The sequence below is a fragment of the Rhizobium sp. Leaf371 genome (assembly GCF_001424045.1).
In the GTDB taxonomy this organism is placed as follows: Bacteria; Pseudomonadota; Alphaproteobacteria; order Rhizobiales; family Rhizobiaceae; genus Ferranicluibacter.
Map to the genome: position 1 here is coordinate 64,806 of NZ_LMQB01000028.1, position 15,238 is coordinate 80,043.

15 protein-coding genes are annotated in these 15,238 nt (G+C 62.7%); 3 read left to right on the top strand and 12 right to left on the bottom strand.

Going from position 1 to position 15,238, the window contains the following annotated elements; all coding sequences use genetic code 11:
• Positions 1 to 86: 86 nt before the first annotated feature.
• Positions 87 to 527, bottom strand: coding sequence for a RidA family protein (locus tag ASG39_RS20400; protein WP_062596799.1), 441 nt, complete (start codon positions 525 to 527; stop codon positions 87 to 89).
• Positions 528 to 541: 14 nt separating this feature from the next.
• Between ASG39_RS20400 and ASG39_RS20405 the strand changes: the two genes are divergently transcribed.
• Positions 542 to 1,330: a WYL domain-containing protein gene (locus ASG39_RS20405; protein ID WP_244481282.1), complete on the top strand. Its 789-nt coding sequence runs from the start codon at positions 542 to 544 to the stop codon at positions 1,328 to 1,330.
• Positions 1,331 to 1,389: 59 nt separating this feature from the next.
• On the opposite strand, the gene ASG39_RS20410 is transcribed toward ASG39_RS20405, so the two are convergent.
• The 5 genes from ASG39_RS20410 to ASG39_RS20430 all read right to left on the bottom strand — a co-directional run bounded on the left by ASG39_RS20410 (position 1,390) and on the right by ASG39_RS20430 (position 7,094).
• On the bottom strand, positions 1,390 to 2,244 hold the full coding sequence (locus tag ASG39_RS20410) for a transporter (protein ID WP_162242463.1): 855 nt from the start codon (positions 2,242 to 2,244) through the stop codon (positions 1,390 to 1,392).
• A 245-nt stretch (positions 2,245 to 2,489) separates the two neighbouring features.
• On the bottom strand, positions 2,490 to 4,085 hold the full coding sequence (locus ASG39_RS20415; protein ID WP_062596802.1) for a long-chain-fatty-acid--CoA ligase: 1,596 nt from the start codon (positions 4,083 to 4,085) through the stop codon (positions 2,490 to 2,492).
• A gap of 97 nt (positions 4,086 to 4,182) precedes the next feature.
• On the bottom strand, positions 4,183 to 5,250 hold the full coding sequence (locus ASG39_RS20420; protein ID WP_062596803.1) for an alpha/beta hydrolase: 1,068 nt from the start codon (positions 5,248 to 5,250) through the stop codon (positions 4,183 to 4,185).
• Positions 5,251 to 5,390: 140 nt separating this feature from the next.
• Positions 5,391 to 5,930, bottom strand: a complete 540-nt coding sequence (locus tag ASG39_RS20425) for a 2,4'-dihydroxyacetophenone dioxygenase family protein (protein ID WP_062596804.1) — start codon at positions 5,928 to 5,930, stop codon at positions 5,391 to 5,393.
• A gap of 72 nt (positions 5,931 to 6,002) precedes the next feature.
• A complete protein-coding gene (locus tag ASG39_RS20430; protein ID WP_082477397.1) occupies positions 6,003 to 7,094 on the bottom strand; it encodes a zinc-binding dehydrogenase in 1,092 nt (363 codons plus the stop codon).
• Positions 7,095 to 7,312: 218 nt separating this feature from the next.
• Between ASG39_RS20430 and ASG39_RS20435 the strand changes: the two genes are divergently transcribed.
• Positions 7,313 to 8,323 carry an AraC family transcriptional regulator gene (locus ASG39_RS20435; RefSeq protein WP_062596805.1) on the top strand — a complete coding sequence of 337 codons (1,011 nt, stop codon included), beginning with the start codon at positions 7,313 to 7,315 and terminating at the stop codon, positions 8,321 to 8,323.
• A 56-nt stretch (positions 8,324 to 8,379) separates the two neighbouring features.
• On the opposite strand, the gene ASG39_RS20440 is transcribed toward ASG39_RS20435, so the two are convergent.
• Positions 8,380 to 8,847, bottom strand: a complete 468-nt coding sequence (locus ASG39_RS20440) for a MarR family transcriptional regulator (RefSeq protein ID WP_062596806.1) — start codon at positions 8,845 to 8,847, stop codon at positions 8,380 to 8,382.
• Between the two features lie 142 nt (positions 8,848 to 8,989).
• Here ASG39_RS20440 and ASG39_RS20445 point away from each other — a divergent pair, with 142 nt between their 5' ends.
• Positions 8,990 to 9,775, top strand: coding sequence for an alpha/beta hydrolase (locus ASG39_RS20445; RefSeq protein WP_062597044.1), 786 nt, complete (start codon positions 8,990 to 8,992; stop codon positions 9,773 to 9,775).
• A 297-nt stretch (positions 9,776 to 10,072) separates the two neighbouring features.
• Here ASG39_RS20445 and ASG39_RS20450 read toward each other — a convergent pair whose 3' ends face one another.
• The 5 genes from ASG39_RS20450 to ASG39_RS20470 form a co-directional block, all read right to left on the bottom strand.
• The gene (locus ASG39_RS20450; RefSeq protein WP_062596807.1) at positions 10,073 to 10,453 is read right to left on the bottom strand and encodes a DUF6180 family protein; all 381 of its coding nucleotides are present in this window, start codon (positions 10,451 to 10,453) and stop codon (positions 10,073 to 10,075) included.
• A gap of 161 nt (positions 10,454 to 10,614) precedes the next feature.
• Positions 10,615 to 12,987, bottom strand: coding sequence for a methyl-accepting chemotaxis protein (locus tag ASG39_RS20455; protein ID WP_062596808.1), 2,373 nt, complete (start codon positions 12,985 to 12,987; stop codon positions 10,615 to 10,617).
• 296 nt (positions 12,988 to 13,283) lie between these two features.
• On the bottom strand, positions 13,284 to 13,667 hold the full coding sequence (locus tag ASG39_RS20460) for a type II toxin-antitoxin system VapC family toxin (protein ID WP_062596809.1): 384 nt from the start codon (positions 13,665 to 13,667) through the stop codon (positions 13,284 to 13,286).
• Positions 13,664 to 13,864 (bottom strand): type II toxin-antitoxin system VapB family antitoxin, encoded by a 201-nt coding sequence (locus ASG39_RS20465; RefSeq protein WP_062597045.1) that lies wholly within the window; start codon positions 13,862 to 13,864, stop codon positions 13,664 to 13,666. Before ASG39_RS20465 ends, ASG39_RS20460 begins: the two co-directional genes overlap by 4 nt.
• Positions 13,865 to 14,338: 474 nt before the next feature.
• Complete coding sequence (locus ASG39_RS20470) at positions 14,339 to 15,199, bottom strand: alpha/beta hydrolase (protein WP_062596810.1); 861 nt, start codon at positions 15,197 to 15,199, stop codon at positions 14,339 to 14,341.
• Between the last annotated feature and the right edge of the window lie 39 nt (positions 15,200 to 15,238).

Below are 15,238 nucleotides of genomic sequence, written 5' to 3' on the forward strand. Positions count from 1 at the left end.
TCGATCGTTCGGACTTCCCCGGAACAGCGACCATGACTGGCGGCTCACCCCGTCGAAATCGACAGGAGAGTGTCTTTAGCAAGCGCTCAATCCAAAAGAACGACAGCCTCAACCTCGAACATCATGGGGTCAATGGCGAGCTTCGGCACCGGAACCAGGGTTTGTGCCGGCAGCTTTGCACCGAACATCCGCGTCACACTCTCGGTCAGCACGCCGAGTTTCGACATATCGTGGTCAACGACGAAAACGGTGAGCTTGACGACCTGTTCCAGGCGAGCGCCGAGCGCGTCCATCACGGCGGCGAGGTTTGCATAAGCCTGCTTCACCTGTTCCCCAAAATCGGACGACAGCGCGCCCGTCCGATCCTGTCCGCCTTGGCCGGAAATGAACGCCAGACGGCCCGCGACAGGCGTAATGACCGCCGTGCTGTATCCGTTCGGTGTCGGGTCGTTGAGGTGGGACGGATTGACGATGATCGGCAGTGCGGCAAGGGGCGTCGCACTAACGGTGGGGGCTTGGGATGTCATGAACAGGCTCCTTGTTGGGTTGCCATGACCCCCTAAAGCAAATCGGTGCCAAATTTTGTCACCGAATATGCTACGGCTACCCCATGAACATCCGCCTCAGACATGACGCGATCGTGCGCATTCTTCGACGTAACGGAACCGCCACGATCAGCCAGTTGGCCGGAGAGATCGGCGCTTCGAGACGCACTGTACTGCGCGACATCAGCGCTTTGCGCGATCAGGGTTTCGTCATCCATTCCGAATCCGGGCCGGGCGGCGGCGTTCAGCTCGATCCCGAAGCGCTGCGGAGCACGGCTCGCCTCTCCGTGACGGAAGTGTTCGCGCTCATCGTCAGTGTCGCGTCGATGCGTGCGGCCCGGTCTCTTCCCTTTTCCGATCTTGCCGACAAGGGACTGGCGAAGATCGAAATGGCATTGCCCGCCGACAAGGTGCGCGATTTGCGCCGGCTTCTCGACTGTCTCTATGTCGGGCACTTGTCGCCCATGCAGGACGTGTCAAACCTGGGCTCGATCGAATCCGAACTGCTGCCGGCCTTCGAGACGACGTTTCTCCAGAGGTTGTTCCTGCGGTTTCGCTATCGTGACGCCCAGGGCGTGGAGACCATTCGCAAGGTCGAGCCACAGGCCATGCTTATCCTTCCGCCCCTTTGGTATCTGGTGGCCTGGGATGCCACCCGGGACGACTTCCGACACTTCCGTATGGATAGGATCAGCCTGCCCGAAATCGTGGAAGGCAAACAGTTTCGCCGGAGGCACGTTCCCTTCGAAGACGATGTCTGCCCGTTCAGCGAGATGTCGCTTTGACGGGCCGTCGCCGGGGGCCCGTCTCGCTTCCACCGGCGGGCGCGCTTGCTCCTGTTAATTTAGAACAGCTTGACGATGCGAAGTTGCGTCACGAGGTCCTGCTGGAAGCCGCCTTTGGCGTAGACGTCCGTGCCGACCATCCCCTGAAGCTGGATCGTCGGGGAGACGAAGGTCGTTGCATAGAGGCGGAACTGGTCTTCGCGGGTGCGCAGGCCGGTATCGAAGCCGTTATAGGTCTGTTTGCCGCCAAACAATCCGGAATAGCCGAAGGAGATCGAGGCTGCTTCGTTGATGTTGTAGCGAAGAAAGGCCTGGATCTGGTAGATCGGCTTCTGGCTGACCTCGATGCCGTTGTCGGTGTGATCGAAGCGATAGTGGATGTCGCCCGCCAGATCGAGCACGAACCCGTTGCCGAGCCCCTGCTGGAGGCCGATCTGCTCGACGATCCCGACCGCGCCGGCACCCATCGACGGCTTCAACGGATCGTACTGGCCGACCGGCAGGATCAGGTAGGTCGAGGAACCGAGCGTCGTGCCGGTCGGCTCGTTCGAACTCATCGCCCAGAAGGCGGTGCCGAGCGTCAGGTCGCTCGTGCCGTTTTCCGTATCCGCATCGACGCCGCCGATGCGCGCATTGATGCTGCCATAGGGCATGACGGCCTGCATGGCCCACTCGAAGCCACTGTCGGTTTCGCCATAATAGACCAGACGCTCGATTCCGAAGGCCAGTCTGTCCTTGGAACCCGGTATCTTGTTGCCGTCCTTGTCCCGGAATGTATCGCCTTCCACGTAGTTGAAGTAGTTCACTAAAACGAAGGTGCCGTCCGGCAGGTGAACATAATCGTTCGGCGACAGATCGAGCGCCATGGCGCTCTCGCCCCAACAGCCGGCGGCCAGGGCAGCAAGTGCCCCCAACAGTGTCTTCCTCATCAATCCCCCCACGATATCCTCCTATCGCTTGTTGAAATTCTGCACGTTCGCCTCGGCCGGTTCCTCGACGGGGTTCCTCCTCCCCGAATGGCCCGGTCGCGAGCCTCGTCCGCGTCGAACCCGTCGCCGGGCCGTGCGGATCATCTCTCCTGTTCGGCGCTGCGCTCCTTCGGCGAAGCCCCCCTCAAATCTGGCAACCCGCAAGCCCCCGCCCGCACGCCGCTTTTCGCTCAGCCACCAAGTGCGTTCAGCCCAGGAAAGTTCTGGATCTCTCGGCGCAGCGCCTTCTTGTCGATCTTGCCGACACTCGTGCGCGGCAGGGCGGCCAGAAAATGGATGCTGTCGGGCATCGCGTAGCGGCTGATGCGCCCGGCCGCGACCTGCTCGGCCAGGAAGGCCTTCAGCTGGTTTTCGGTCGGCGGCGGCACGACCTGCGCCGCGATCACGAAGGCGAGCGGCCGTTCGCCCCATGTCGCCGACGGCGTTCCGATGACGGCGGCTTCGGTCACGGCCGGATGGGTCGTGAGAATATTCTCGATCTCGATCGAGGACACCCACTCTCCGCCTGTCTTGATCACGTCTTTGAGGCGATCGACGATGCGGACGCCCCCGTCCGCATCGATCTCGGCGATGTCCTGCGTGTGCAGCCAGCCGCCGGCCCAGAGATCGTCGGATGCCGCCTGGGTGCCGTAGCCCTGCGTCAGCCATGGTGCGCGGGCCAGAAGTTCGCCGCGACCATCCGGTTCGAGCCGCGTCTCGACGAGCGGAATGGGAAGGCCGGCGCGCAGGCGCGTGGCCGTCGGGTCGCCCGGTTTCGACCGCGACACCGTGAGGATCGGGCCCGTCTCGGACATGCCGTAGCCCACGAAGGCATCGATCCCGAGCGCGAGCGCTTCTTCTGCAAGGCTCTCGGAAAGCGCCGATCCACCGACGAGCATGGTCCAGGGCGCGAGGTTCTCTCCCGACACCTTCGCGGCATCGACGATCATCCGCAGCAGGGTCGGCACGCCGTGCGAGAAGGTGATGCCTTCCGTCTTCTTCAGCGAGAGGATGGTTTCGGCCTGGTAGCGGCCGGGATAGACCTGCTTCAGGCCGAGCATCGTCGCGACATAGGGCAGGCCCCAGGCATGGACGTGGAACATCGGCGTCATCGGCATATAGACATCCGACCGCCGTAGGGATTGCCCGTCCGGATTGCCGGCGAATGTCACGGCCGCCGCCAGCGCGTGGAGAACCATCTGCCGGTGGCTGAAGAACACCTGCTTCGGATCGCCGGTCGTGCCCGTCGTGTGAAAGGTCGTCGCGATGGCGTTCTCGTCGAAATCCTCGAAGACGAAGTCCGGCGATGCCGCAGCGATCAGGTCTTCATAGGTGCCCGGCTCGGGCGTATCGGAGAGGCGGATGACGTGGCGCAGATCGGCAAGGCCACCTCTTAGCCGCTCGACCACCGGCGCGAAGTCGTCATGGTAGAGAATGACCTTTGCCTGCGACTGGCGCAGGGTGAAGCCGATGACATCGGGCACGAGCCGCACGTTCACCGTCTGCAACACGGCGCCCATCATCGGGATCGCGAAATAGGCCTCGAGATAGCGGTGGCTGTCCCAGTCCATGACCGCGACGGTATCGCCGGCCTCGACGCCGTGGCCGGCCAGCAGCGAGGCGAGTCTGTGGATGCGCTCCACGAGATCGGCATAGGTGAAACGCTGCCCGGCGCTGACAATCTCCTGCGACGACTGCTGCGCGACATTGGCGAGCAGTTTCCGGATGAGAAGCGGATAGTGATAGGCGCTGTCAGACCTGGTTTCCAGGATCCTGTGTTTCGACATGTCGGTCTCTCCCTCTCTTGGCGGAATGCGGCGGGCGATGTCGGCTGTGGCGGCGAGAGCCGCCGGTTTGGCACGGCTGCAGGGCGATAAAGCGGGCCTAGAGCGAACGCAGGAAGGTGAGGAGGGCGTCGTTGACGGCCTCCGGCGCCTCCTGCGGGATCCAGTGGCCGCAGCCGGGAAGGATGATCTTGCCGCGCAGATCGGTTACCACCTCTTCCGCGCGCGCGATGGCCTCCTGGCTCCAGATGGTCACGATGTCACGGTCGCCGCCGATATAGAGCGCGGGTACCGAAAGCGGCTTGCCCTGGTGGGGACCGAGCGCTTCCCAGTCACGATCGCCGTTCATGTAGTAGCCCAGCGCGTGGTAAATGCCGGTGGATTCGAGCTCGGCCACGCAATAGTCGAGATCTTCAGGGCGAAGCCAGTCCGGCAGCGTGGCGGGCAGCTCAAGCAGCCCGGACATGCCGGCGCCCGCTGTGCGCGGCACGGAGATGGCGGCGCGCACCACCTCCCGCAGCACCAGATCCGGCAGCTTCGTCATGTCGAACGCGGCCAGTTCGGCCGGCAGAGGCTTGTCGCCCGAAAGGCTGTAGAACGCGCTCGTCAGCCAGCTGCGCATGTCGGGTTCGGCTTCAGCGGCGGCCGCCTCTCGATGCAGCGCGAAGTATTCGTGGTAGAACATGCGGTCCGGGCCGGCCAGTTTGGCGGCCGCCTCGCTCGGGCGGGTTTCCCCGAACGGGCTGCCCGGCAGGCATCCGAGGCCCGCGGCCCCGAAAGGCACGCTCATGCCGACGACGGCCCGGAAAATGTCCGGCCGGGTCCATGCAGCGGTCCAGGCGACGGGCGCGCCGAGGTCATGGCCGATAATCACGGCCGTCGTTTCTCCGAGGGCTTCCACCACGCCGACGCAGACGGCCACGAGTTCGACCGTTCCATAGGCGGCGGGGTTCGTGGGCTTGGAGGAGCGGCCGTATCCCGGCATGTCGATCGCAACGGCGCGATAACCGGCTTGCGAAAGGGCCTTCAGCTGGTGACGCCAGGAATACCAGGATTCCGGGAAGCCATGACACAGAAGCACGAGCGGACCAATTTCTCCTGCGATCCTCATATGGATCCGTTGCCCGTTCGAAATGACCGTCCGCTCTGTCCAGTTTTCCGTCGTCATGCCTGTTTCCTCACCTGTTCTTGTTATGGACGGGCCGCGATGAACGCGGCCCGGAAGGGGCGAGCGAGATCCGGCGGGCGGCATCGGCGCACGAGGCGACGGGCCGTCCTCCGGAAATCACCCTGCATCGACGTGTCGTGTCAGGCGCCCGTGGAGTAGGCGACGGTTCCGCCCTTCAGATAGCGGACAGGGCCGATGCCCTGCCGCTTCGAACACATCTCGACCAGATTGATGATGGTGATGGCATCGAGGACGGAGTGGAAATTGCCCTTGTCGTCGAAGTTGATGTTGGCCCCGTAGACGATGAAGAGGACGATCGTGTCCTCGGTGTTGTCCTCGGGAACGACGAAGGTATGCACCGACGAGGCGGGCTCGTAGAGATAGGAGCCGGCGACCTGCGGCTGGTCGGGATACTCCTTGTAGTGCCACTTGCCCTGCAGCGTGTAGCCATGCACCGCGCCGGTGTGCAGATGCGCGCCGACGATGGCGCCGGGCTCGAACGTGGCGATGTTGACGGCGATGCCGATTTCCGGATCGAGCAGCAGCGGCTGAAAATGGATGCCCGGCCCGAGCGCGTCCTTCATCACCGGGACATCGGCGATGTTCGTCGTCAGGAGTTCGTCCTGCGGCAGAGAGAAGACCGGCGGTTTGACCTGCTCGATGGGTGCCTGAATGTTCATGATATCCTCCTCAAGGATCGGCTGGATTGTGGAACTGGCTTTGCTGGCGCGCGCTTGCGCGACGAGCAGGCGTTACGCGTCCTGCGGGTGAACGATGATCTTGATGTCGTTCTCGGGATTGGCGAGACGCGTGAACGCATCCGGCACGTCCTTCAGGCCGATCTGGCTGGTGATCAGCGGACGGACGTCCAATTTTCCGGACGCGATATGCGTGAAGGCTTCGATGAATTCCTCGATCGAGAAGGCGATGCAGAACGCCAGATCGATTTCCTTCATGATGGCGTAGGTCGGCTGGAACCTGTCTTCTTCCATGCAGAGCCCGACGACCACGACCTTCGAGCAGGGGGGCGCTCCGGCGAGGATCCGCTGGATCATGCCGGGGGCGCCGACGCATTCGAACACGACGCACGGTCGGAAGGCATGGCCGGGAAACATCGGCGTCTGCCGGGCGACACGCTCGGGCTCGCTGACGGCGGCGACATCCCGCCAGGCATCGTAGGGCGAGGTCTCGCGCGGATCGACGACGACATCGGCGCCGAGCGTCTTTGCCATCTCGCGCCGGGCGTTTGAGAAATCCGCAGCGACGATCGGCCCGATGCCGCGCGACTTCAGAACCGCGATGATGGCGAGTCCGATCGGTCCGCATCCGATGACGATCGGTACGGCGTCGCCTGCGACCGCGCCGCGATTGACCGCATGGACGGCAACGGCGAGCGGCTCGGCAAGGGTCGCCAGATCGTTGGAAACGTGATCGGGCACCGGAATGAGCAGGGCTTCGGAGAGAACCATGTACTGGCCGAGCCCGCCCGGCGTTTCCAGTGTCCCGAAGCCGAGCGTCACGGGCGTCGGCCGGATGATGAACGGCGCGGACACGACCCGTGTCCCGATCGCATGGATCTTGCGACAGTCGGGGCCGTATTCGACGATTTCGGCGCAGATTTCATGTCCGAGCACGATCCGCTCGGCGGGATCGAAGATCTCGACGCCGGCCACGGCGCGCGCGCTGGCGAGCAGCTTTTCACCATGGCTGACGGTGTGCAGGTCGCTTCCGCAAATGCCCGTTGCCAGGGTCCGGACCAGAACCTCGCCGGCTCCGGGTTTCGGTACGGAAACATCCGCAAGGCTGAGGGCTCCGTGTTGCAGCACGACGGCGCGCATGTTCATTGACGTGTTCCTCCTTGCGATCGACCCGGCGGCAGGAGGCAATGCAAGGACGCGTCAAGACGCCTCGTGAAAGGCACGAGTTGCAGGCATTCGGCGCTGAGGATCGGATCTGTTTCTCTCCCGGATGAAACGCTCCACCGCTCCATCACCGCCGAAGATTAGCCAATTGCGTTGAAAAAAACTTGACATTACGCGACATTTATTTAGCATTTGCTGCCATGGGGGATATCATTCGCGGTGCGGTTCTCTTTAACTTCTCAGAGCTCGTGACAGAGCTCGGCGGAGATCCCGGGGCCATTGCCCGCGCGCAGGGCATCAACCCGGCCGCCATCGGCGACTTCGACAGCTTTCTCCTGTATTCCAAGGCTCTGGAGCTTGTGGGTGCAGCCGTGCGCGAGCTGCAGTGTCCCGATTTCGGCATGAGGCTCGGCGTTCGTCAGGAGATCCACTTCCTGGGGCCGCTCGCGGTTTTCCTGCGGCATTCCGAAACGGTCGCCGATGCGCTCGAAAGCGTCTGCCGCTACCTTTACCTCTTCGCGCCACCGGATGTCGCGGCCCTGAAGCGCGGCCCGCAGGTCAGCGCCTTCACCTATTCGATCGCGCTGCGCCACGTCGCCCATCGCGATCAGATGATCGAGAAAAGCCTGGCCGTGACCATTTCGGCGTTTCGCCAGCTTCTCGGCAACGATTTCACGCCGCTCCGGGTGACGATGCAGCACCAGCCGATCGCGCGGCCCGAGCGCTACCGCGAGGTCTTCGGCTGTCCCGTCGAGTTCGGGCGGGAGGACAATGCGCTGGAGTTTCCGACACGGGCGCTGGACGGGGCCATTCCCGGGCGCGATGCCGCGGCGCTCGCGCTGGCGCAATCCTATCTCACCGATACCAAGCCGGGCCTCGATCTGGTCGATACCGTGCGCGAGATCACCCACAGGCTCTTGAAGCTGAACCGCGCCAGCCTCGTCATCGCGGCGGACACGCTGAACCTGCACCCTCGCGTGCTGCAAAGGCGGCTCTTCGAACGCGGCACGACATTCGAGGAGATCCTGGACGACCTGCGCCGGGATCTCTGTCGGCAGCTCGCGGGAACGGGCATGCATGTGTCGGAAATCGCGACCGTGCTCGGCTACTCCGAACAAAGCAGCTACGCCCGCGCCTGCCGCCGCTGGTACGGCATGTCGCCGCGCAAGCTGCACAGCCAGCTGGCGGCGCATGGGCAACTGGCCGGTTAGGGAAACCGGACGCAGCACGCGAACGCACTGCGGCGATCGCCGCCGCAATTCTCCGGTCAGGCTGGTGTGTCCCAGCCGCCGATCTGGGAATAGATCGCATCGCGGAGATGACGCACGTCTCCATTCAAGGCGGCCAATTCCTGGGGTGTTTCGGTCGATGCTGAAAGCAAGGTATCGCTCAGACAACCCGCTCTGTGTCGCAAGGCTCGGCCGTCTTCGGTCAACGCGATCATCACCTGCCGCTCGTTGCTGAGGTTTCTGGTCCGGCGCAACAAGCCGGACGTCTCAAGACGTTTCAGCAACGGCGTCAGCGTGCTGGATTCCAGGGCAAGAGCCTTGGCAATGGCGCCCACCGTTTGCCCGTCTTTGCTCCAAAGCACATTGAGCACGAGATATTGGGGATAGGTCAGTCCCAACTCGTCGAGAACGGGTTTGTACGCGCGCTGGATGGCAATGCCCGCAGTGTAGATCGCGTAGCACAGCTGGTCATGCAGAGGTGGTGGATCGTTGTGGGGTTTGGTCATTCTGTGCTCCTGCACGCATCGATCGAACCGACACTACCACGAAAACAGATATCGCAATAAATATTATGTTGACGGAACCGCAAAAGCCTGCCAGGTTATAGTTATTGCGATAACAAATATCGCGGAAAAGATGGAGAAAGCCATGACGACCAAGACCAAGACCGCCGTTGCTGCAATCGCTGCCGCATTGTCTGCCGCCATCCCGGCGGCTGCCGCCGACACGATTGCCAAGGATCAGTCCGTGAGAAACGTGGTGCTCGTCCACGGGGCTTTTGCCGATGGCTCCGGCTGGAAGGGCGTTTATGACAATCTGACGAAGCGCGGCTATCGGGTCACCGTCGTCCAGAACCCCCTGACCTCGCTTGCAGACGACGTGGCTGCGACCAAGCGTGCGCTGGAGCGGCAGGATGGTCCGGTCATCCTCGTCGGACATTCCTGGGGCGGCACGGTGATCACAGAAGCCGGCGTCGATCCGAACGTTGCGGGTCTCGTCTATGTCTCCGCTCTCTCCCCGGATGCTGGCGAGACGACGGCCCAGCAATATGAGGGATTTGCTCCCGCATCGGAATTCGTCATCGAAACCACGAAGGATGGTTTCGGCTATGTCAGTCCGGAAAAGTTCAAGGCTGGTTTCGCACATGACGTCAGCGATGCCGATGTTGCGTTCATGAGGGATGCGCAGGTGCCGATCAACATGTCGTCATTCGGGACGAAGCTGGAAAATGCTGCCTGGCGCACCAAGCCGAGCTGGGCCGTCATCGCCACCGAGGACAAGGCATTCGATCAGGCCATGCTGATCCACATGGCAGAGCGCATCAAGGCCAAGATCACCAAGGTGTCGGCGAGCCACGCGCTCTTCATGACGCAGCCGAAGGTGGTTGCAGATACCATCGACCAGGCCGCCAAGGCCGTATCGGCAAAGAAGTAGGGGAGAGACCCAGCGCCGTCGCAGGAACAGTCCTCCACTGCCCCGAGGGCACGAGCCCATCCGTCAATCCGGCGCAAGCGGGGCGGGCGCGAAGGAAAGGGACCGGCTGACCGCCATGCCAGATAGCGGCGCGCAGTCCGGAGAATACTTACCGAAAGAAAGGCGGCACTCGCTCGGGTGCCGCCTCGGTCTTTGGCCATCCGTGTGATCGAAGCAAGTTTCCTTCCGCAGGAAGGCAACCGACGGTTCGATGCTGACGAGACGGCAACACGCCCTGTCGGCTCACGTGCCGACGGCTTACTTCGCTGCCTCTTTCACGGCAGCGATCGCCTGATCTGCAAAATCACCCATGGTTCCCTTCGTCTCGCGGTAGTCGAAACCCTGGACGACCGCCACCGTGGTGTCACCAACGGCGATGCACTGGACGACATAGGCCCCTGTGCCGCTCGCACCACCATGGACAGTCACCAGTTGATCCGGGAAGCTTTTGAGATCGACACTCAGGCCGGCCTGTTGCGCGGCATCGGAGACGACGCTGCCGCAGGTGTCGATGCTGAACTGCGCCGCGGGAATCCGTTCCACATGATAGGTCAGAGCGAAGCCCGCATCCTGGGCTCCGGCCACAGCCGGCAGGCTGAACATGCCGATCGCAGATAGCAGAAGGGGGAACGGTTTCATTCGGAATCTCCTTGTCAATCCGGGTATGCGCTCTCAAGCGACCCAGCGCCTGAACTTGGCACCACCTCGCAGAGTACCTTCCGGGCGGCCGCCAAAGGCCGCTCCCGTCGGCGCGGAGACATAAATGGTGCGCCACGGATGGATCGCAATATCGCGCTTTGTTAGAATTCCTCCCAGCTTTCCTTTACCGCGGCATTGCCGACGAAGGCCTTGGCGACTTTCCCCGACAGCTTTCTGGCCGGCGAGGCGATGGGTTGGTGGGACGGGGTGGCGGCCATGACGGAGGCGGTCTGGCGGAGCGCGCCGGCAAGCCGGAACTGCGAGATGAGCTGACGCAGGCGCGAACTTTCGGTCGCAAGCGTCGCGCCGGCCGCGCTGGTCTCCTCGACCATGGCCGCGTTCTGCTGGGTCACCTGGTCCATCTGGTTGACGGCCGTGTTGACCTCGGCAAGGCCGACGGACTGCTCGCGGGCGGAGGTCGCGATTGAGTCCATGTGTTGGTTGACGGTGACGATATAGCCTTCGATCGTCTTCAGCGCGTCGCCGGTTTCGCTGACCAGCCGGACGCCGTTCTGCACCTCGACGGAGGAATTGCGGATCAGTTCCTTGATGTCCTTGGCGGCCTTGGCCGAGCGCTGGGCGAGTTCGCGCACCTCCTGGGCGACGACGGCAAAGCCCTTGCCGGCTTCCCCGGCACGTGCCGCTTCGACGCCGGCATTCAGCGCCAGAAGGTTGGTCTGGAAGGCGATCTCGTCGATCACCCCGATGATGGACGAGATCTGGTTGGAGGATTCCTCGATCTTCTGGAAGGCGATCTCGTCGATCACCCCGATGATGGACGAGATCTGGTTGGAGGATTCCTCGATCTTCTGCATGGCATCCACCGCATGGGCGACGACGCGACCAGACTGGGCGGCACTTTCATTGGCGATCGCTGCGACCTTGCGGGCCTCGTCCGCGCGCTTGGAAGAGTTGCCGACATTGACGGTGATCTGGTCGAGGGCGGCTGCGGTTTCCTCAAGCGATGCGGCCTGCTGCTCCGTGCGCTTCGACAGGTCGTCGGCGCCGCTGCTGACCTCGCGGCTGCCGCTGTCTATGGCTTCCGTCGCCAGTGACACGGCGCGCAGCGTTTCGGACAGCTGTGTCACTGCAGCGTTGAAATCGGCGCGGAGCGTTTCGAAATCCGTGGCGAAGGGTTCGGCAAGCCGGAATGTCAGGTCGCCATCGGCCAGATGCTTCAGGCCCTTGCCGAGGCCCACCGTCGCCTTCGCCATGTCCGCGGCACGCCTGCGGTCGGCCTCCGCCTTGCGCTGGCGTTCTTCTTCCGAAAGGCTGCGGTTGGCGGCCGCTTCCTGCTCGAGCCGCATCCGCGCAAGGTTGCTGTCGCGCAGCACCTCCAGCGCGCGTGCCATGTCGCCGATCTCGTCCTGGCGGGCCGTGTCCGGCAGGTCCGCATCCATGCGACCGGCCGCAATCGCGGTCGTCGCTGCGATGACCTTGCCGAGACGCGTGCGGAACCGGTTGGCGAGAAACGTCGCGACCGCGATGAGAAGGATGGTCGCAATGCCGACAACGATCAACGAGGTGATCGCCAGGCTCTTCAAACCGGCAAAGAGGGCGGGGATCGGAACCGAGACGACCGTGTACCAGGTCGTGCCGGGAATGATGTTGACCGGCACGGCGACGGCCAGGTTCTGCGAACCATCGGCATTCACCAGGGTCACGGGCTCACCCTGATTGCCGATCACCTTGTTCCAGGCGTCCACATCCAGCCCGGAGTCCTTGAGCGATTTGCCGAGAAGAGACGCATCGGGATAGGCGACGATGCTGCCGCCCTGGCTGATCAGGGCAACGAAGCCTGCTCCAAGCGGCTTCAGGCTGGCGAGATCTTTCGACAGGCTGTCGAGTGCGGTATCGACGCCGGTAACACCGATGAATTTCCCGTCCTTGAGTAAGGGCACCATGAAGGACGTCATCAGCACCTCCTTGCCGTTGATGGCATAGAGGTAAGGCTCGGTGAACAGGTCCTTGCCTGTCTGTTTCGGCACCTGATAGTAGTCTCCGGCGCCCGGCTTGTCGTAATCGATGAGCGGATCATGGACGATCGTGTCGCCGGAGCGCGCGAAATAGGGCACGTAGCGCCCCGTTGCGTCATGTCCCGGCTTACCCTTGAAATCGGCATCCTTGCCGTCGAAGGCGTTCGGCTCCCAGCCGGTGCTGACGCCGATGGCTGCCGGATTGTCGGTCAGGATCTGCCGAAGAAACGCGTCTGCGGCCGAGCGGGAGGCCGTGCCGGCCTGCATTGCGGAGACCAGGTAAGAGCGCATGTTGAAGCTGAGCGTCTTCAGTGCGCCAAAGCGGGTCTCGACATTGGCCGCGCTGGTCGCGGCCGCATTGGTCATTTCGGAGATCGAGCGGTTCCTGACCTCGTGATAGGCGAGGTAGAGCAGAATGCCGGCCGTAGCCACCGTCGTGGCGACGCCCGTTGCGACGATGGCGAACATATTGCGACCAGTAGCGGTTTTCGGCAACATCCGACGTCTCCAAACAATGTCATGGCACCAACGGGCGAGAGCCGGATCGTCGGAAAGTCAAGACGAACCAAATTGCTCTGATGTGACAGGTTTAAAGCGTCTTGGTTGAAATTTATCTAACACTTACGAAATAGGATACGAACGAAGGTCTGCGCACCACCATCGGTCGTCGTCGCATGCCCGACGGGAAAGGGGGAGAGTGCGAGATCGACGGCCGTGCCTTTGGCGAAAACGTATTGCATTATGGCCTGCGCCTGCAGAGCGAGCCGTCTGGGGGAGGATGCCGTTCCGAGCCGCTAGTTTGGCACCGGGGTGGGCGCATAGAGCGAAGCGCCAGCCTTCCGTGCTGCTGCCGCCAAACGCTTGTCCCTGGTCCATAATAGTGAACGCCGATCAAGCAGGGTCGATGCCAGCAATTGCGCATCCGTGTAGCCGATGCCCATGCTGAAAATCGCATGTCGTTCGATCATCGCCATGACCTCGTCATGGGTTGCGACGAGAGCCTCGCGCTGGGCCGAAAAGAACGCCATGAGCATCTCGCGGTCGCGAAGACTGCCGAGGGCCAGTTCCCCGATAACGACAGGGTGGCTGAGCAGTCGGTCGTCCGCGATGATTTTGCCCAACGCCGCGTCGCCGTGGCGAAAATGATCAATCCAGATCGACGTGTCGACCAAGATCATTTTGCCGTTTCGCTCCGGCGGCGAGGGGCTGCCTCTGCGTCCGGCATGGTGCCGCCAAGCGCGATGAGGCGTTTCCCGGACTCGACCCGCACAAGCGTTTCCAGGGCCTGACGGACAAGCGCCGCTGTTTCCTTGGTGCCGGTCAAGGATCTCGCGCGCTCAAGGAGGGTGTCATCGAGATTGATCGTGGATCGCATGCTGAGGCTCCCTGTTCCGAGCAGCCTCATTAGCACCATATGGTGCGGAAATCCATGCGTTGATCCGATCCCCCGTTCCGCCAGGGATGGCGGGTCGCGCACGGCCGCGTCAGCCACGGCAAACTGAAGCAGCCGGTCGCTCACGTGGTCGGGCAGGATTTTCAGGCGCAACCCCGTCGTGGCTGCCTGGATGATGACGATCTGTCCGCAGCCACTCAGGCCTGCAGCACCGTTCCGCGCTGAGTTCGTCTCATCGTCAGAGGGGCGCCAATGTGTTCATGCCGCCGCACTCCGCATCACGCGACCCGGAGCGCCCATGACGAGACAGCCGTCCGTGATGATCTTGTTTTCGGTGATCAACGTCTTCGCGCATGACACTGTGTCGATATGCGCCATGGAAGCGCTGCCTCTGGGAAAATGTTCGGATCAAAAACCGTCCGGTGCGATGCAGATGTGCCGGACGGCTCGTGTCGATCAGCTGGCCGAGGGGAGCTTTGCCGAGCCCTTTTCCAGAAACGCGGCAAGGACCGCGTTGAACGTTTCAGGCTGCTCGATGAACGGGAAATGCGCGCCACACTGGCTCTCGTCGAAGATAACGAGTTCGGAGCCCTTTACCTGCCCGTGGATCCATTCCTGCGACTGCGGGTTGACGTGGCTGACACGGCCGCCGATGACGAGCGTCGGACGGTCGATCCGTTTGAAGAGGTCGCTCCAGTCGATCGCACAATGATTGACGAAGAGTTCGGCAACAGTGCGGGGGTCTACCAAAAGGTTCTCTGCCAGCAACCAGTCGCGAAGATCCTTTGGAATACCCTTCGTTATCATGCTGCCGAGAAAGCCTTCGCGGGCGGCGTGTCCCTCGGGACCCGCGATCTGGGCCGCGACTGCCAGCATGGTCGTCCCGTCGAAGAGTGCGCCTGCGTTCTTTACATCCTCTTCCGACATTCCGGGCTGGATCATGACGGAGGCGGGCTCGTCAACGAAGACGAGGCGGTCGAGACCGATGGTCCCGTAAAGGTCGATCATGGCCCAGAGAACCGAGGCACCCAGCGACCAGCCGAGCACGCTGGCCTTCTCGATCCGTTCACGCCGCAGGAGTTCGGCGACATCGGCCGCGAAGCGATAGATGCGGTAGCCGTGCTGCGCCTGCGGAGACAGGCCGTGGCCGCGAAAGTCGAGCGCGATAACCCGGCGCTCCTTGGAGAAGCTTTCGATCTGATGTCGGAACATGGCTGCGGATTGCGACCAGCCGTGAAGCAGAACCAGGACCTCGCCCGAACCGCTATCGCTGTAGCTCAGTGTCGCCCCGTCCGCTGTCGTGAATGTTTTCCTCATAAGACGTCCTCCCGGATGTTGAAGTGATGGGGCTTCCGG